Below are 17694 nucleotides of genomic sequence, written 5' to 3'. Positions count from 1 at the left end.
GCACGCACCCACGCTATGCCCATAATCGCCAACAGAGCCTAAACTGCCCCCCATGAATGCGCACCGAATTGGCTTCCTGCTTTGGCCCACCACCAAGCCCCTGACCCTGGCTTTGGCGGAAGAAGCGCTGCGCGTTGCCCAGCGCGTCCACCCCGAGGTGGTCTACGAGCTGGTGTTCTTGCAGGCCGAAGCGCCGCTTGAAGGCGCATGGCGGCTACCGGGGGAATCCTGGGTGGGCAAGCTGGAAGGCTGCCAGAAGCTCTTTCTACTCGCCGACGAACCACCAGGGCCGATGCCTGCAGCGCTCTCCGGTGCGCTTAAGCAACTGGTGCGCGGCGGTTGCGTGATCGGCGCGATTGCCGCGGGGGTTTATCCGTTGGCGCAACTGGGCCTGCTCGATGGCTACCGTGCTTCGGTGCACTGGCGCTGGCAGGATGATTTCACTGAACGCTTCCCCAAGGTCATCGCCACCAGCCATTTGTTCGACTGGGACCGTGATCGCTTGACCGCCTGTGGCGGCCTGGCCGTGCTGGATCTGCTGCTGGCCTTGCTCGCCCGTGACCACGGTGCCGAACTGGCCGGTGCGGTGAGTGAAGAGCTTGTGGTCGAGCGTATCCGCGAAGGTGGCGAGCGCCAGCGTATTCCGTTGCAGAACCGTCTGGGCTCCAGCCACCCCAAGCTGACTCAGGCCGTGTTGCTGATGGAAGCCAATATCGAAGAGCCGCTGACCACCGACGAAATTGCCCAGCATGTCTGCGTATCGCGGCGTCAGCTGGAACGGATCTTCAAGCAGTACCTCAATCGCGTCCCCAGCCAGTATTACCTTGAACTGCGTCTAAACAAGGCCCGCCAGTTGCTGATGCAAACCAGCAAATCGATCATCCAGATCGGCCTGTCCTGCGGCTTTTCTTCCGGCCCGCATTTCTCCAGCGCTTACCGCAACTTCTTCGGCGCCACCCCGCGCGAAGACCGCAACCAGCGCCGCAGCAACAGCCCCTTTGAGCTGACTTCTACGCCAATCGAACGTGGCTGAGTTAACTGAGAACACATAAAAAACCGCAGCTCGCTGCGGTTTTTTATTGGCCGGGTGATTACTCAGGTTTGTCGACCTGCCGCGGAAACAGCGGGTTGCCGCAGCGGGTGCAGAAGGCGGCGCCGTGTTCGTGGGTGTTTTTCGCGCAGCTTGGGCAATCGTGAATCAGTTCGTCGCCGCCGCGCATGGCGTTGGCCAGTTCGGCGGTGAAGATGCCGGTCGGCACGGCGATGATCGAGTAACCGGTGATCATTACCAGGGTCGACAGCGCCTGGCCCAGCGGAGTTTTCGGCACTATATCGCCGAAGCCGACGGTGGTCAGGGTGACCACGGCCCAGTAAATGCCCTTGGGAATGCTGGTAAAACCGTGCGCAGGGCCTTCGATCACGTACATCAGGGTGCCGAACACCGTAACCATGGTGGCGATGCAGGCGAAGAACACGATGATCTTCTGCTTGCTGCCGCGCAGCGCGGTGAGCAGGAAGTTGGCTTGACGTAGATACGGGCTGAGCTTGAGCACGCGGAACACCCGCAGCATGCGGATCACCCGGATGATCAGCAGGTACTGCGCGTCGGCGTAGAACAGGGCGAGGATGCCCGGCAGAATCGCCAGCAGGTCAATCAGGCCGAAGAAGCTGAAGGCGTAGCGCAGCGGTTTTGGCGAGCAGTACAGGCGCACCACGTATTCGATTGCGAACAGCGCAGTAAAGCCCCATTCAATACCTGCCAGCAGTGGCGCGTACTGGCTGTGTACGCTGTCGATGCTGTCGAGCATCACCACCACCAGACTGGCCATGATGGTCAGCAGCAGGTAGCGGTCGAAGCGCTGCCCGGCTGGGGTGTCGGTGTGGAAGATGATGCTGTACAGCTTTTGCCGCGTGTCCATGGTGTTCTGGCTGCTCCGTTTGCGGTGCTCGCTGATAACGCGAACAGACAGGCAGCCTAGGGAGTTTTATCCCGCTGATGCAAGCCTTTGCCCTTATTAGGCTGCAGCGGTGTGCAGTCGGCCGCAGCTTTGTGCAGCAGACGCTGGGTGGCACTGACCAGCCAGCAGGTGAGGATAAATGGCATGGTCAGGGCTGGCAGACCCAGTGCGCTGAAGCCGGGTTGCAGCACCAGCGCCAGGGCGATGCCAAGGGCCGGTAACCAAGGGCGGCGATGCACCTGGCTGAGGGCGATGGCCGCCAGCGCTGCGTTATAGCCATACAGGCCGGTGAGGGCACTGTGCTGCGGCAAGCCCTGATACAGCGCCAGAGCCAGGCCGCCAGTGGAACCGAGCAACGCCCAGCAGGCAGCGCGGCGATCGGCCAGCAACAGGCCGATTAGCAGGCAAACGCCGGCCAACGGCTGATCGAGAAAGATCACCTGGCCCAAGCCACGCGCCATGGCGATCAGGCTGGCCCACCAGTCGAGCGGTTGCGCCTGGCTTGGCACGGCCGGCGCCAACTCAAGCTGCAGGGTGGGTGCCAGCCACAACAGCAGCCAGCTCAAGCCGACAAAGGGAAAGGTAAAGGCGGGCAGCCACTGACGCTCGCGCATGCGCTGCATCCAGGCCGCCAGCAACAGGCTGGAAGCCCCGGCGCTGACGATGATCAGCAACGGCAGCAAAGCCGACCAGGCAAATTGCAGGCTGATCAGCATGCCCAGCAGAACCCCGTTGTAGCCATACAAACCGAGATCGATATCGGCTTTGGCATAACCACGACGTTGCGCCGTCAGCGTGCTACTGAGGCCACCGAGCAGTGCGCCGCCGAGCAGCTGCGGCGCGCCGATGGCAATCGCCAACAGCACCAGCAAGCCGCAGCCGGGGTTGGCTTGCAAAAAAATCTGGCTAAAGCCGTTAAGCAGGGCGCGAGAACCTTGTAAGGCGCGAGGAGCGAGCGGTAATGGCGACATACAGAAGAACCTGAGTAGAGGATCACCAGGGCCATAAAAAGAGGCACCCACCGCGGGAACAGTGGGTGCCTACAAAACTGGCAAAGCCAGCGTGGGAGTTGCGTCTGCGGCGGGTGCTTGCGACCCACCGCAGAACTGGATCAGTGGAGGATTTCGATACGCAGGCTGTTGGTGCTGCCCGGTTGGCCGAACGGCTCGCCGGCGGTAATCACCACGGTATCGCCGGTTTTCGCCAGCCCGGCTGAGCGGGCGGTTTCCAGGGCAGTGCGGGTGACTTCCTCAACCTTGTGCAGGCGCGCGTTGACCACCGAGTACACGCCCCAGGCCACGCTCAGGCGCCGCGCGGTATCCAGGCTCGGGGTCAGGCTGAGGATCGGCGCTTTCGGCCGCTCGCGTGAGGCGCGCAGGCTGGAGTTACCCGACTCGGTGTAGTTGACCAGCACGGCCACCGGCAGGATGGTGCTGATGCGGCGGATCGCGCAGCTAATCGCATCCGAGGCAGTGGCTTCGGCTTGCGGGCGGCTGACATCGAGCTGGGCTTGGAAGTCCGGGCCGTTTTCCACCTGGCGGATGATCTTGCTCATCATCTGCACGGCTTCCAGCGGGTAGTCGCCGGAGGCAGTTTCCGCCGAGAGCATCACTGCATCGGCACCTTCAGCCACGGCGTTGGCCACGTCGGTGACTTCGGCGCGGGTCGGCGCAGGGGAGAAACGCATGGATTCGAGCATCTGCGTGGCCACCACCACCGGCTTACCGAGCTGGCGGCAGGTGCGGATAATGTCGCGCTGGATGCGCGGCACGTTCTCGGCCGGCACTTCCACACCCAGGTCGCCACGGGCGACCATGATCGCGTCGCACAGCTGGGTGATCTCTTCCAGGTGAATCACCGCAGACGGCTTCTCGATCTTGGCCATCAGGAAGGCGCGATCACCGATCAGCTGACGGGCTTCGACAATGTCTTCCGGGCGCTGCACAAACGATAGCGCCACCCAGTCCACACCCAGTTCCAGGCCGAAGCTCAGGTCGCGGCGGTCCTTCTCGGTCAGCGGGCTCAATTGCAGCACGGCTTCCGGCACGTTGACGCCCTTGCGGTCGGACAGCTCGCCACCGGCGATCACTTCCGTGATTACCGCATCGCTGTGCTTGGCGGTGACCTGTAGGCGCAGGCGGCCATCGTCGAGCAGCAGGCTCATGCCTGGTTGCAGCGCTTCGATGATTTCCGGGTGGGGCAGGTTGACCCGATTGACGTCACCTGGGGTGCTGTCGAGGACCAGGCGCAGGGTCTGGCCGCGTTGCAGGTTGACCTTGCCCTCGGCAAAGCGGCCGACGCGCAGCTTCGGCCCTTGCAGGTCCATGAGAATGCCGATCGGGGTGTTCAGCTGCTGCTCGACTTCACGCACCCAGTCGAAGCGTTGGGCGTGGTCGGCGTGTTCGCCGTGGCTGAAGTTGAGGCGGAACAGGTTGACCCCGGCCTCCACCAGCTGGCGGATGTCGTCGATAGTTTTGATCGCTGGGCCAAGGGTGGCGAGGATTTTTACTTTCTTGTCGGCGTTCATTTGGCAGGGTTCTCAAGGATCAGAATGGCGCGAAAATCGTTGACGTTGGTACGCGTCGGCCCGGTAACAATCAGTTGATCGAGGGCGGCGAAGTAGCCGTAGCCGTTGTTGTTATCCAGCTCATCGCTGCTGCTCAGGCCCAGGTCATGGGCGCGGGCATAGCTGTCGGGGGTCATGATGGCCCCGGCGTTGTCTTCCGAGCCGTCAATGCCATCGGTGTCGCCGGCCAGTGCGTAGATGCCGGGCAGGCCTTTGAGGCTGTCAGTCAGGCTGAGGAGGAATTCCGCGTTGCGTCCGCCACGGCCATTGCCGCGCACGGTCACGGTGGTTTCACCGCCGGAAAGAATCACGCAGGGCGCTTTGATCGGCTGGCCATGCAGACGCACCTGTTTGGCGATGCCGGCGTGCACCTTGGCGACTTCCCGCGATTCACCTTCCAGATCACCGAGGATCAGCGTCGGCAAACCAGCAGCGCGCGCCTTGGCGGCGGCAGCATCGAGGGATTGCTGCGGGCGGGCGATCAGCTGAAAGTGGCTGCGGGCCAGGCATGGGTCACCTGGTTTGACGGTTTCCGAGGCTGGGTTCTGCAGCCAGGCGCGTACGTTGGCCGGGATCTCGATGCTATAGCGGGCGAGGATCGCCAGGGCTTCGGCGGAGGTGGTCGGGTCGGCCACGGTTGGGCCAGAAGCAATCACCGTGGCTTCATCGCCCGGTACATCGGAAATTGCGTAGGTGTAGACGCTGGCCGGCCAGCTGGCTTTGGCCAGGCGACCGCCCTTGATCGCGGAAAGGTGCTTGCGTACGCAGTTCATTTCGCCAATCGAGGCGCCGGATTTCAGCAGCGCCTTGTTGACCGCTTGTTTGTCTTTCAGGCTGATGCCTGCAGCGGGCAGGGCGAGCAGGGAAGAGCCCCCACCGGACAGTAGAAAGATCACCCGGTCGGACTCGCTCAGGTTGCTGACCAGCTCCAGCACGCGACGTGCCACGCGCTCACCGGCATCGTCCGGCACCGGGTGGGCGGCTTCGACCACTTCGATTTTTTTGCAGTTGGCGCCGTGCTCGTAACGGGTAACCACCAGGCCAGAGACTTCGCCTTGCCATTCCTGCTCGATCACTTCGGCCATGGCCGCAGCGGCTTTACCGGCGCCGATCACGATAACGCGGCCGCTGCGATCTTCCGGCAGGTAATCAGCCAGCACCTGGCGCGGGTGAGCGGCGTCGATGGCGCTGGCGAACAGCTCGCGCAGCAGGGACGTTGGATTGAAAGACGGATCGATGGACATGGCGATCTCTCTTGATAGGGCCGGAGCCACTTTTTATTACTGAAGCACGTTCGATTCTAGTGCGCAGCGCCCTGGACCAAGACGCTGCGCACTAGAATCGACCCACCCGGCAGGCAGGCCGTGACACCGCCTGCCGGACAGATCGAAAGGGTTGTTTCAGGGCGGCTGACCCCGCTCTGAAACCTGTTGCTTACTCGCCGCGGATGTTGAAGTTGGCCATGTGTTCCAGGCCTTTGATCAACGCCGAGTGGTCCCAGTTGCTGCCACCGATGGCCGCACAGGTGCTGAACACTTGCTGGGCGTTGGCGGTGTTGGGCAGGTTAAGGCCCAGCTCGCGCGCGCCGGCCAGGGCCAGGTTGAGGTCCTTCTGGTGCAGGCTGATACGGAAGCCTGGGTCGAAGGTGCCCTTGATCATGCGCTCGCCGTGCACTTCAAGGATCTTCGAGCCGGCGAAACCGCCCATCAGCGCTTCACGCACCTTGGCTGGGTCGGCGCCGTTCTTGGCGGCGAACAGCAGGGCTTCGGCCACTGCCTGGATATTCAGAGCAACGATGATCTGGTTGGCGACCTTGGCGGTCTGGCCGTCACCGTTACCACCGACGCGGGTGATGTTCTTGCCCATGGCCTGGAACAGCGGCAGCGCGCGTTCGAAGGCATTCGGGCAGCCGCCGATCATGATCGACAGGGTGGCCGCCTTGGCACCCACTTCACCGCCGGAGACCGGCGCGTCAAGGTAGGCAGCGCCAGTGGCTTTGATCTTCTCGGCGAAGACCTTGGTAGCGGTGGGGGAGATCGAGCTCATGTCGATCACTACTTTGCCAGCGCCTACGCCTGCGGCAACGCCGTCAGCGCGGAACAGAACGTCTTCAACCTGCGGGGTGTCCGGCACCATGATGATGATGAATTCGGCTTCCTGCGCCACTTCGCGCGGGTTGGCCAGGCCGATGCCGTTGTCGCCCAGCAGGTCGGCCGGAGCCTTGTCGAAGTGCTCGGAGAAGAACAGGGTGTGCCCGGCTTTTTGCAGGTTCTGCGCCATAGGCTTGCCCATGATGCCGGTGCCGATAAATCCGATTTTTGCCATGAGAAATATCCTCTAATTCAGATTGCGTTATGCGCCTTCATCCAGCCGAGGCCGGCAGCGGTGGTGGTTGCCGGCTTGTATTCACAGCCGATCCAGCCCTGGTAGCCAATGCGATCCAGGTGCTCGAAGAGGAAGCGGTAGTTGATCTCGCCCGTGCCAGGCTCGTTGCGGCCCGGGTTGTCAGCCAACTGCACATGGTTGATCACAGACAGATTGGCCTCGACGGTACGCGCCAGGTCACCTTCCATGATTTGCATGTGGTAGATGTCGTATTGCAGGTACAGGTTGCTGCTGGCGACCTTGTCGCGAATGGCCAGGGCCTGCTTCGTGGTGTTCAGGTAGAAGCCCGGGATGTCGCGGGTGTTGATCATTTCCATGACCAACTTGATGCCTGCGGCTTGCAGTTTTTCAGCGGCAAACTTGAGGTTGTCGACAAAGGTCTGCTCGACGGTGGCGCAATTCAGACCCTGCGGACGGATACCGGCCAGGCAGTTGATCTGTTTGTTGCCCAGCACCTTGGCGTAGGCGATGGCCTGGTCGACACCGGCGCGGAACTCTTCAATGCGGTCGGGGTGGCAAGCGATACCTCGCTCGCCCTTGGCCCAATCACCGGCGGGGAGGTTGAACAGCACCTGCTCAAGCTTGTTGGCATCCAGGCGCGCTTTGATTTCTTCGGCGCTGAAATCGTAGGGGAACAGGTATTCAACACCGCTAAAGCCAGCATCGGCGGCAGCGTCGAAACGGTCCAGAAAGTCCACTTCGGTGAACAGCATGGACAGGTTGGCGGCAAAACGGGGCATGGTGTGCTCCTTGTCTTGCGCAGCCCGGATAAAGCATCCGGGCTGCTGGTTCAAAGGCGATTTAGTCGAGCAGCGAGATGGCGGTCGGGGCGTCGACGCCGCGCTCGGCCAGTTCTTCGAACTCGTTGACGGCGTTGATTTCGGTACCCATGGAGATGTTGGTGACACGCTCCAGGATAATTTCCACCACCACCGGTACGCGGTGCTCAGCCATCAGGCGCTTGGCTTCGGCGAAGGCGTTCTGCAGCTCGTTCGGGTCGAACACGCGGATTGCCTTACAGCCCAGGCCTTCAACCACGGCAACGTGGTCAACGCCGTAACCGTTGATTTCCGGCGCGTTGATGTTCTCGAACGCCAGCTGTACGCAGTAGTCGATCTCAAAGCCGCGCTGCGCCTGACGGATCAGACCCAGGTAGGAGTTGTTCACCAACACGTGGATGTACGGCAGGTTGAACTGTGCGCCCACCGCCAGTTCTTCGATCATGAACTGGAAGTCGTAGTCGCCAGACAGCGCCACGACCTTGCGGGTCGGGTCGGCCTTGACCACACCCAGCGCTGCCGGAATGGTCCAGCCCAGCGGGCCGGCCTGGCCACAGTTGATCCAGTGCCGCGGCTTGTAAACGTGAAGGAACTGCGCGCCGGCGATCTGCGACAAACCAATGGTGGTGACGTAGCAGGTGTCCTTGCCGAACGCTTCGTTCATCTCTTCGTAAACGCGCTGCGGCTTGGCCGGCACGTTGTCGAAGTGGGTCTTACGCTGCAGGGTGCGCTTGCGCTCGCGGCAGCTATCCAGCCAGGCGCTGCGATCTTTCAGCTTGCCTGCGGCTTTCCACTCGCGGGCCACTTCCAGAAAGGCGTCCAGCGCCGAGCCTGCATCGGAAACGATGCCCAGGTCCGGGTTGAAAACGCGGCCAATCTGCGTCGGTTCGATGTCGACGTGAATGAACTTGCGGCCTTCGGTGTAGACATCAACCGAACCGGTGTGGCGGTTGGCCCAGCGGTTACCGATACCGAACACCAGGTCGGAAGCCAGCAGGGTGGCGTTGCCGTAACGGTGTGAGGTCTGCAGACCGACCATGCCGACCATCAGTTTGTGGTCATCCGGAATCACGCCCCAGCCCATCAGCGTCGGAACAACCGGTACGCCGGTCAGTTCGGCGAATTCCACCAGTTTGTCGGCGGCGTCGGCATTGAAGATACCGCCACCGGCAACCAGCAACGGACGCTCGGCGTCGTTGAGCATGACGATGGCTTTTTCTGCCTGCACGCGGTTGGTGGCCGGTTTGGCCAGCGGCAGCGGCTCGTAGGCGTCGATGTCGAATTCGATCTCGGCCATCTGCACATCAAACGGCAGGTCGATCAGCACCGGGCCTGGACGGCCGCTGCGCATTTCATAGAAGGCTTTCTGGAAGGCGCGTGGCACTTGGCCCGGCTCCATTACTGTGGTCGCCCACTTGGTCACCGGCTTGACGATGCTGGTGATGTCGACGGCCTGGAAGTCTTCCTTGTGCATACGGGCACGCGGCGCTTGGCCGGTAATGCACAGAATCGGAATGGAGTCGGCGGATGCCGAGTACAGGCCGGTCACCATGTCGGTGCCGGCTGGGCCGGAGGTGCCGATGCACACGCCGATATTGCCGGCATTGGTGCGGGTGTAACCCTCAGCCATGTGCGAGGCACCTTCGACGTGGCGAGCCAGGACGTGGTCGATACCGCCGACTTTTTTCAGTGCAGCGTACAGGGGGTTGATGGCGGCGCCGGGGATGCCGAACGCAGTGTCAACGCCTTCGCGGCGCATCACCAGTACGGCGGCCTCGATTGCTCTCATTTTGGCCATTGTCTTGTGCCTCGTTTGTTATCAGATTGTATACAAAACAGCTGGCTTGAATTCTATTCATGGCCTGACCTTCCGGTCAACACGTTTTGTCGTCGAGGCGTTGCCTGGTAAAAAATCTTTTAAAACAAGCGTTTTAGCTGGGGTGCTTGACCTGCTGCGGAAACGCTTGCGCATAACTGTATACAAATAGTGTTTGTATTGTATTCGTCTATTGAGTTTTTTGTTTCTGATGGGATAGTGGTGTTGAGCTTTGGATTGCCTGGCCGCTGTCAATCGCCCTGCAGGCGGCGCAGCGCCAGGTGTTTCGTAGGATTTATCAGCATCGAGGAAGACCCAACATGAGTACGTTGAATCTGCAAATCGCCACCACCATCAGTAACCGCGCCCTGGCGGTCGGCCGGGAAATTTCCGCCGCGCCGCTGACTGTTGCCGTGTTGGATGCCGGCGGGCATCTGATCAGCCTGCAGCGCGAAGACGGCGCCAGCCTGCTACGCCCGCAAATTGCCATCGGCAAGGCCTGGGGCGCGTTGGCACTGGGCAAGGGCTCGCGCCTGATTGCGGCAGACGCACAGCAGCGTCCGGCATTCATCGGCGCGGTTAACAACCTGGCAGACGGTCAACTGGTGCCGGCACCGGGTGGTGTGCTGATCCGTGATGAGCGCGGCGAGGTGATCGGCGCAGTGGGTATCACTGGCGATACCTCGGATATCGATGAGCAGTGCGCAGTCAGCGCTGTGGAGTCGGTCGGGCTGAAACCGGATGCGGGTATCGCTGCCTGATGATGTGCGGCATTCGCCGCAACTGAATTCGCAATAAAAAAACGGTGAATGCTTTGCGGCATTCACCGTTTTTATTTATGGCTGCCTTAAGCCAAGGGCAGGGCGGATAACCAGGCTTACGCGTTGGTGACCTGCTCGGACGGGCTGGGCTGGGTTTCGTCGATTTCGCAACCCTTGATCACCAAGCGGATGATGGTCTGTGCGGCGGCTTCGTAGTCGGCTTCGTCCAGGCTTGCTTTGCCGGTCACGGTGGAAATCTGCCAGTCGAAGTCAGCGTAGGTTTGAGTTGCAGCCCAGATGCTGAACAGCAGGTGATGCGGGTCAACCTTGGCCATCAGGCCCTGGTCGATCCAGCCCTGGATGCAGGAAATATTGTGCTTGGCCTGGGCGTTCAGCTGCGCGGTCTGGTCGGCGGACAGATGCGGCGCGCCGTGCATGATTTCGCTGGCGAATACCTTGGAGGCAAACGGCAGTTCGCGGGAGATACGGATTTTCGAGCGGATATAAGCGCGCAGTACGTCGGCCGGTTTGCCTGGCTGATTGAACGGCGAAGAGGCTTCCAGCAATGGTTCGATAATGCTTTCCAGCACTTCGCGGTAGAGGTTTTCTTTCGATTTGAAGTAGTAGTAGACGTTGGGCTTGGGCACCCCGGCCTTGGCGGCGATGTCGCTGGTCTTGCTGGCAGCAAAGCCTTTGTCGGCGAACTCCTCACTGGCTGCGCGTAAAATCAGCTCTCTGTTACGCTCGCGAATACTGGTCATAAGCCTCTTTGCTTCTGTCGAACGCCCGTCGCTGGGCAGCGCCGGGATGGTAGCACCGGCTTTGAGCGGCGCTCAAGGCTTGTGGCCTGGGCTCCGGCGGGCTATCTGACTTGCAAGTCAGGTTGTTGTATACAAAATTTAATATTTCTGTTTTTATCTCGCTGCATGCATTCATAACAAAAAGTCTCGGCTCGTTGAGCTCCAGGAGACACGTAGTGAACAATCAATTGGTTGACCCCTTCGGTCGGCGCATCACCTATCTACGGTTATCGGTTACCGATCGCTGTGATTTCCGCTGCACCTATTGCATGAGTGAGGACATGGTGTTCGCCCCGCGCGAGCAGATCCTCACCCTCGAAGAGCTCTACGCAGTGGCGGACGCTTTTATCGGCCTCGGGGTCAAGCGCATCCGCATTACCGGTGGCGAGCCGCTGGTACGCAAGAACCTAATCAGCCTGCTGACCCGCCTGGGCCAGCGTGCCGAGCTGGAAGACCTGGCCATCACCACCAATGGCTCACAGCTGGCTGACCTGGCGCCGCAGTTACACGCAGCCGGGGTCAAGCGACTGAACGTCAGCCTGGATTCGTTGCAGCGCGAGCGTTTTACTGCCTTTACTCGGCGTGACAAGCTCGATCAGGTGCTGGACGGCATCGAGGTGGCGCGCGCGGCAGGTTTTCGCAAGATCAAACTCAATACCGTGGTGCAGAAAGGCCGCAACGATGACGAAGTGCTCGACCTGGTCGAGTTCGCCATGGCGCGGGGTCTGGACATCAGCTTTATCGAAGAAATGCCACTGGGCAGTATTTCCAGCCACCAGCGCGAGCAGACCTTCTGCTCCAGTGACGAGGTGCGTGAGCGCATCGAACAGCGTTATGCCCTGGTGCGTAGCAGCAAGCTGACTGGCGGGCCGTCGCGCTATTGGCAGGTGGTCGGCAGCGACACCCAGATTGGTTTTATCTCACCGCACAGCCACAACTTCTGTGGCGACTGCAACCGCGTGCGAGTCACCGCCGAGGGCAAGCTGGTGCTTTGTCTGGGCCATGAAAATGCCCTGGACCTGAAAGGCCTGATGCGTGCCCACCCCGGCGACAGCCAGCGCCTGAGTGAAGCCTTGATGCAAGCCTTGCAACTGAAACCCGAACGTCACCACTTCGAGAGCGATGCCCAGGTGCAGGTTATTCGCTTTATGAGCATGACCGGCGGCTAGCCCCTAGCCGCGTCCTCACCGCCTTGGGCGGTTCCATTCGTTCCACTCTCACAATCAACAGGAGGTTTGCTGTGAAGCCCTCGCACGTCTGCAGTTTGTTCGCCGTTGTTTGTTCCAGCGCGGTCAGCGCTGAAAGCTATGTGATCGGTGTAGAGAAACTGGCCTTTGCGCCGCACTACAGCATCGATGCGCAAGGCCAGTACCAGGGCTTTGCCCGTGAGCTATTCGACCTGTTCGCGCAGACCAGCGGAGTGGAGCTGAGTTACAAGGTGCTGCCTGTTGAGCAGCTGTTGCCCGCGCTGCTCAACGGCCAGGTGGATTTCAAATACCCTGACAGCGAAACCTGGTCGCAGGAGCAGAAGGCCGGCAAGACCCTGAACTACAGCCAGGGCGTGGTCGAGTATGTCGATGGTGTGCTGGTGGCGCCGCAGCGTCATGGCCAACCCATCGAGCAGATCAAGCGCCTGGCCATGGTCAACGGCTGGACGCCACGGGGTTATCAGGAGCGTATCGATGCCGGGCAGATTGAGCTGACTTACAGCGATGATCTACGCCAGATGATTCGCCAGGCGCTGAAGAAGGACACCGACGGCGCCTATTTCAACGTGGTGGTGGCCACCCATTATCTGGACAACATCCGCGCGCGACCGGGCGCGCTGATATTCGATGCGCAGTTGCCGCACAGCCGTGGCAGCTTCAAGCTGTCGACGCTCAAGCATGCGGCCTTTATGCAGCGTTTTGACCGCTTCTTGAGCGAGCAGCAGCCTGCAATTGTCGCGCTGAAAAGTAAGTACAAGGTCGAGGCTAATCTGGAGGCTGACCGCATCGGCCTGGAGCAGTGGAAACTGGATTTTATCGAGCGTAAAAAGCTCAAGGACGCGCAGTCGCAGTAATGCGCTGAGATAACAAAAGTCGCTCCAAGTGAGCGGTTTTTTCTGCGCGTAACAAGAGGGAATAGGCGCAATAAAAAAGGGGATGGCATCGTTGCCATCCCCTTTTTGTTGCGGGTTGCCGCCTACCCGGCAACCCACATCAAGCACATGGGCTTAGAAGTGGTACTTCACCAGCGCTTGTACTGCGGTCTGATCGAAGCCATCGGTGGAACCGTCGATTGGCTTGATGCCGTACTTGTTGTGCCACATGTTCAGTTCTGTGCCGACATACAGTTTGCGACCTTCACCGAACAGCGCCTTGCCCGCATCCCATTTGATCTGGATTGAGGAGCCGACTGATGTCTGGGTGCCGGCATCCTTGGATGGCGCGCGCCAGTCGATGTAGCCGTCGACCACAAAGTCCTGTTCGCCAATGGCAAACGGATAAGCGCCGTTCACAGTCAGCTGGTAGGTGTGGCCGTTGCCCTTGTCCGATGCCTTGAAGTCATGATCGAAGAAGATGTGGTTATTGACCTTCACCGCATAGAGGTTGGCGTTCAGGTAGGCGAAGCCTGGAGCGTTCCAGGCGGTACCGATGCCGTACAGGTAATTCTCGGTGCCAGGGCCGCCGTTGCCTTTTTCATAGGTAAAGGCTGCGTATACATCCTTCAGCGGGCCTGCGGTCAGGTCCTGGCCAGTCAGCCAGCTGAGGCTGACGCGTGGCGAGAATTCCATGTAATAGAAGCTGCTCTTCTCATCGACATCCAGGTTGCCGAAGTTGCTGCCACGGGCCTGCTTGTTGTCGGCGTCGATGTAGTCGAGGAAGAAGAAGGTATCGCCCCAGGTCCAGCCACTGGCGTTTTCCAGGGTGAAGGTGGTCTGCGAGCGCTGTTCTTCACCGTTGTTGTTCAGGCGCTGGAAGTTGCTGCCGTAGAGGTAGGAGAGGCTGGTGTCTTGCCAGAGGAAGGCACCCTCGGCGAAGGCGTGCTGGCCGGTAAACAGGCCGGCTGAGAGAGCGATGCAATGGGGCAGGTGCTTCAGTTTCATCACGTTTTCCTTATTGTGGACTTACAGGGTTTCTCAGCCCTGTGGCGAACCGCAGGGTCGAACAGGCAAATAGGGTGACGTCTCAACTGGGCCGCTGGGGTGTGTTGAACTCATGCAGGGCGGCGTACAGCGAATTGGGCAGATCGGCCTGGGTTGGCTTTGGCAGCGTGGCTTTCGGGATAAGTTTGATTGCGGCCAGGTGGATAGCGCTGAGCCGTATCCGTGCGCGAATTACCAATGGGATCATCCGCTTGTGGCTGACCGCAGACGGAGCTGGGGTGCGTGGAGTGTGAGGGATTGTCATGTCTGAGCCTGCCAGTTGTTCTTATATGGTCATGGGCTTACATGAGGCTTCACGGGCCTCTGTCCTGAATGCGACATAAAGTTGTCCGTGTAGTCAGGTTGATTGACTATAGCAATTTGTTTACAGCGTTAAAAACAATTTATTTAAATATTGTGCACAAAAATGCACCGCCAGTCAGGTTGCTGAACGTCACGGAAAAGCGTGCGTAGGACGTGTGGCTGGGCGTATTGGCGCGGGGAGGGGCGTGCGACTGTTGGCCGAAAGACAAATGCCGCACCCTGAGCGGGTGCGGCATTCGGGTGGATCAGTTGAGCTGTGCGCCCTGGTCGATCCATGAGCCGATCAAGTCGCGCTCTTCCTGGGTCATCTGGGTGATGTTGCCCAGCGGCATGATCTGTGAGGCCACGCTTTGCGCATGAATCTTTGCGGCTTGCGCTTTGATCTGCTCAGGCGTGTCGAGCATGAAGCCGGCCGGTGGCGCGCTGAACATTGGGCTGCTCGGCGTGGCCGAGTGACAGACGCTGCAGCGTTCCTGAATCACGCTGCTGACCTTGGCAAACTCGACAGCTGCTACAGCCGGTGCGGTAGCTGCTGGCTCAGCGGGTGTGCTGGCGGGTTGAGCTGCCTTAGTTACATCCGGATTACCGCTCACGGCAGTGGCCGGAATTTTTGCGTAGGTAATAGCGGCTGCTTTAGGCGCTTCGGTGCTGGCGGCTTTCATACTCGGCCCCGTGACGAACGCCAGGCAGATCATGCCCAGTGCGGCGGCAGGCAGGGTCCAGATGTACTTGCTGCTGTCATGGCGAGTGTTGAAGTAGTGGCGCACTAGTACTGCCAGCATCGCGATGCCCGCCAGAATCAGCCAGTTGTATTGGCTGCCGTAGGTGCTCGGGAAGTGGTTGCTGATCATGATGAACAGCACCGGCAGGGTGAAGTAGTTGTTGTGACGCGAACGCAGCAGACCTTTGGCCGGCAGAGTCGGGTCCGGCGTGGTGTTGTCTTCGATGGCCTTAACCAGCGCACGCTGGGCCGGCATGATGGTGAAGAACACGTTGCCGACCATGATGGTGCCGATGATCGCGCCGACATGGATATAGGCCGCACGGCCACTGAAGATCTGGCTGAAGCCATAGGCTGCAGCGATGATCAGCACGAACAGCACGGCGCCAAGCAGGGCCGGGCGCTTGCCCAGCGGCGAATCGCAGAGGAAGTGATAGGCCACATAGCCCGCCACCATCGAACCGAAACCGATGGCAATGGCCATTTCCGGTGCGAGATCAACGCCCGGCTTGACTAGGTACAGGCTTGGGTTTAGGTAGTACACCACCAGCATCAGGGCCACGCCCGACAGCCAGGTGAAATAGGCCTCCCATTTGAACCAGTGCAGGTTCTCCGGCATTTTCGGCGGGGCCAGCTTGTATTTTTCCAGGTGGTAGATACCGCCACCGTGAATCGCCCAGAGGTCACCCGACAGACCTTCGCGCGGGTTGCTGCGGTTGAGGTTATTTTCCAGCCAGACGAAATAGAAGGATGCGCCGATCCAGGCGATGCCGGTGATCATATGGATCCAGCGGATACCCAGGTTCAGCCACTCAGTCAAATGCGCTTCCACAATCAGTACCTCTTTCCCGCAGGCCGACACGCCGGCTGCAGGCTTCTCTTATTGGTGGGGGGCGAGGAGCAGTTGCTCGTCGTCGGTAAAGAAATGCTCATCGCAGTTGTTGCCAGAACCACTGCGATCAACCACCAGGAAGTCATCCCGCTTTTCGATCGTCAGCACCGGGTGGTGCCAAACGCCGCGATGGTAATTAATGCCCTGCCTGCCGTTGCTGCGGAAAGCGCGGACCAACTCTGATTCAGGTGCATCGCCAAGTGGCGCGACCACGATCAGAAAGGGGTTGCCGAGCAGCGGAATAAACGCCTGACTGCCCTGCGGATGACGCTCCAGCATGCGAATGGTCAGCGGCATCTCTAGCGCCTCGGCACTGAAGATGCTGATGATCGCCTTATCCTCTGGCTGAGCGGTCTCGACCGTGGCCAGTTTGTGATAACGGCGAGTGGAGCCATTGTTGATCATGAAGAATTCGCTGCCTTCGGTTTCGATAACGTCACCAAAGGGGGCGAAGGCTTCTTTGCTTAGCGGCTCGATGATCAATGTGCGCATGTTGGTCTTCTTGTTCGTTCGTTTATGCCCCTCTCCCAATGGGAGAGGGGTTTATTGGCTTACTTGGCGACTTTGCCGAACAGGCGCAGGCGGCTGATACCGCCGTCCGGGAACACGTTCACCCGTACGTGGGTGATCGGGCCCAGCGCTTTGATCTGCTCGCTGAACTCGTGCTCGGCGTGCATCTGCAGTTTCTGGCTTGGCAGCAGCTCGCGCCAGAACAGGCTCTGGGTCTCGATCTGGCTGTCGGTGCCGCCTTTGACGAAGGCCGCCTGGATCGAGCAGCTGTCCGGGTAGTTGCCTTTGAAGTGCAGGGTGTCGACGACGATGCGTTCGATCTCGCCCGGATGGCCGAGGGCGACAATCACCCAGTCGTTACCTGGGGTACGGCGACGTGCAGTTTCCCAGCCGTCGCCCATGTTGATGCCACGGCCTGGGTTGAGGATGTTGCTCATGCGGCCGAAGTGTTCGTCCGAGCAGGCCAGGGCGCGACCGCCATTCAGTGCAGAAGCCAGGTCAACTTCTTCGTTGTCACCTACGTTCGACCAGTCGCGGAACGGTACGCCGTAGACGCGCAGACGGGCGACGCCGCCGTCCGGATAGATGTTGAAGCGCAGGTGGGTGAAGGCCTGTGCATTGGCAATTTCATGGTAGTGGTGGCTGTTGCCTTGCAGCTCTACTGCGGCCAGCACTTCAGTCCACACGGTGGCGTCGGTCGGGTCACCTTCAGCGACAAAGCAGCCTTCCAGGGACGCCGACGGCGGGAAGTTACCGGTGAAGAAGCTGGTGTCGATGTCCACACCCTTGATCGAGCCCGGTACGCCCAGGCGGATTACCGCGCTGTCGTAACCTTCGAAGCGCTTGCGACGCGACTCCCAGCCATCCATCCACTTGCCGTTGTCATCGAACACGCCCTCCTTCCATACGGCCGGGGTCGGCTGGAACAGACGGTTAACGTCGGCGAACCAGTCGTCGGTGACCGAGATGGCCTTGGTGCCCAGGCGTGCGTCGGCGAGGTTGACGTATTTCTCAAAGGGTACGGCGTAAGCTTTCATGAAATGTCTGCCTTAGTG

General features: G+C 60.3%; 17 protein-coding genes. 4 read left to right on the top strand and 13 right to left on the bottom strand.

Going from position 1 to position 17694, the window contains the following annotated elements; genetic code table 11:
- The first annotated feature begins 52 nt into the window (after positions 1 to 52).
- A complete protein-coding gene (gene argR, locus ALTER154_RS11270; protein ID WP_090253542.1) occupies positions 53 to 1033 on the top strand; it encodes a transcriptional regulator ArgR in 981 nt (326 codons plus the stop codon).
- Between the two features lie 58 nt (positions 1034 to 1091).
- On the opposite strand, the gene ALTER154_RS11265 is transcribed toward argR, so the two are convergent.
- The 7 genes from ALTER154_RS11265 to gcl all read right to left on the bottom strand — a co-directional run bounded on the left by ALTER154_RS11265 (position 1092) and on the right by gcl (position 9486).
- Positions 1092 to 1919 carry an ion transporter gene (locus tag ALTER154_RS11265; RefSeq protein WP_090253544.1) on the bottom strand — a complete coding sequence of 276 codons (828 nt, stop codon included), beginning with the start codon at positions 1917 to 1919 and terminating at the stop codon, positions 1092 to 1094.
- A gap of 56 nt (positions 1920 to 1975) precedes the next feature.
- The gene (locus ALTER154_RS11260; protein ID WP_160087078.1) at positions 1976 to 2929 is read right to left on the bottom strand and encodes an urea transporter; all 954 of its coding nucleotides are present in this window, start codon (positions 2927 to 2929) and stop codon (positions 1976 to 1978) included.
- 140 nt (positions 2930 to 3069) lie between these two features.
- Entirely contained in the window at positions 3070 to 4485 is a 1416-nt protein-coding gene (pyk, locus tag ALTER154_RS11255; RefSeq protein ID WP_160087076.1) for a pyruvate kinase, read from the bottom strand.
- On the bottom strand, positions 4482 to 5768 hold the full coding sequence (locus ALTER154_RS11250) for a glycerate kinase (RefSeq protein ID WP_160087074.1): 1287 nt from the start codon (positions 5766 to 5768) through the stop codon (positions 4482 to 4484). Before ALTER154_RS11250 ends, pyk begins: the two co-directional genes overlap by 4 nt.
- Positions 5769 to 5958: 190 nt before the next feature.
- Positions 5959 to 6849 (bottom strand): 2-hydroxy-3-oxopropionate reductase, encoded by an 891-nt coding sequence (locus ALTER154_RS11245; protein WP_160087072.1) that lies wholly within the window; start codon positions 6847 to 6849, stop codon positions 5959 to 5961.
- Between the two features lie 17 nt (positions 6850 to 6866).
- Entirely contained in the window at positions 6867 to 7649 is a 783-nt protein-coding gene (gene hyi / locus ALTER154_RS11240; RefSeq protein WP_160087070.1) for a hydroxypyruvate isomerase, read from the bottom strand.
- Positions 7650 to 7710: 61 nt separating this feature from the next.
- Positions 7711 to 9486 carry a glyoxylate carboligase gene (gene gcl, locus ALTER154_RS11235; RefSeq protein ID WP_160087068.1) on the bottom strand — a complete coding sequence of 592 codons (1776 nt, stop codon included), beginning with the start codon at positions 9484 to 9486 and terminating at the stop codon, positions 7711 to 7713.
- A gap of 338 nt (positions 9487 to 9824) precedes the next feature.
- On the opposite strand from gcl, the gene ALTER154_RS11230 reads away from it, so the two are divergent.
- Positions 9825 to 10265, top strand: a complete 441-nt coding sequence (locus ALTER154_RS11230) for a heme-binding protein (protein ID WP_090386575.1) — start codon at positions 9825 to 9827, stop codon at positions 10263 to 10265.
- A gap of 116 nt (positions 10266 to 10381) precedes the next feature.
- Here ALTER154_RS11230 and ALTER154_RS11225 read toward each other — a convergent pair whose 3' ends face one another.
- On the bottom strand, positions 10382 to 11026 hold the full coding sequence (locus ALTER154_RS11225) for a TetR/AcrR family transcriptional regulator (protein ID WP_160087066.1): 645 nt from the start codon (positions 11024 to 11026) through the stop codon (positions 10382 to 10384).
- Positions 11027 to 11241: 215 nt separating this feature from the next.
- Here ALTER154_RS11225 and moaA point away from each other — a divergent pair, with 215 nt between their 5' ends.
- Together moaA and ALTER154_RS11215 are read left to right on the top strand one after the other, a co-directional pair.
- On the top strand, positions 11242 to 12234 hold the full coding sequence (gene moaA, locus ALTER154_RS11220; RefSeq protein WP_372239926.1) for a GTP 3',8-cyclase MoaA: 993 nt from the start codon (positions 11242 to 11244) through the stop codon (positions 12232 to 12234).
- A gap of 71 nt (positions 12235 to 12305) precedes the next feature.
- Positions 12306 to 13127: an ABC transporter substrate-binding protein gene (locus tag ALTER154_RS11215; protein ID WP_160087062.1), complete on the top strand. Its 822-nt coding sequence runs from the start codon at positions 12306 to 12308 to the stop codon at positions 13125 to 13127.
- Between the two features lie 153 nt (positions 13128 to 13280).
- Here the strand turns inward: ALTER154_RS11215 and ALTER154_RS11210 are convergent, their stop codons facing one another.
- The 5 genes from ALTER154_RS11210 to alc all read right to left on the bottom strand — a co-directional run bounded on the left by ALTER154_RS11210 (position 13281) and on the right by alc (position 17676).
- On the bottom strand, positions 13281 to 14153 hold the full coding sequence (locus ALTER154_RS11210; protein ID WP_160087060.1) for an outer membrane protein OmpK: 873 nt from the start codon (positions 14151 to 14153) through the stop codon (positions 13281 to 13283).
- A gap of 82 nt (positions 14154 to 14235) precedes the next feature.
- The gene (locus ALTER154_RS11205; protein WP_160087058.1) at positions 14236 to 14457 is read right to left on the bottom strand and encodes a hypothetical protein; all 222 of its coding nucleotides are present in this window, start codon (positions 14455 to 14457) and stop codon (positions 14236 to 14238) included.
- Between the two features lie 304 nt (positions 14458 to 14761).
- A complete protein-coding gene (locus ALTER154_RS11200; protein WP_160087056.1) occupies positions 14762 to 16069 on the bottom strand; it encodes a urate hydroxylase PuuD in 1308 nt (435 codons plus the stop codon).
- Positions 16070 to 16117: 48 nt separating this feature from the next.
- Positions 16118 to 16621: an ureidoglycolate lyase gene (locus ALTER154_RS11195; RefSeq protein ID WP_160087054.1), complete on the bottom strand. Its 504-nt coding sequence runs from the start codon at positions 16619 to 16621 to the stop codon at positions 16118 to 16120.
- A gap of 59 nt (positions 16622 to 16680) precedes the next feature.
- Complete coding sequence (gene alc, locus ALTER154_RS11190; protein ID WP_160087052.1) at positions 16681 to 17676, bottom strand: allantoicase; 996 nt, start codon at positions 17674 to 17676, stop codon at positions 16681 to 16683.
- Positions 17677 to 17694 lie beyond the last annotated feature (18 nt).

It is taken from the genome of Pseudomonas sp. 9AZ, from assembly GCF_902506525.1.
Taxonomy (GTDB): Bacteria; Pseudomonadota; Gammaproteobacteria; order Pseudomonadales; family Pseudomonadaceae; genus Aquipseudomonas; species Aquipseudomonas peli.
This window is presented reverse-complemented; position numbering and strand designations above follow the sequence as displayed.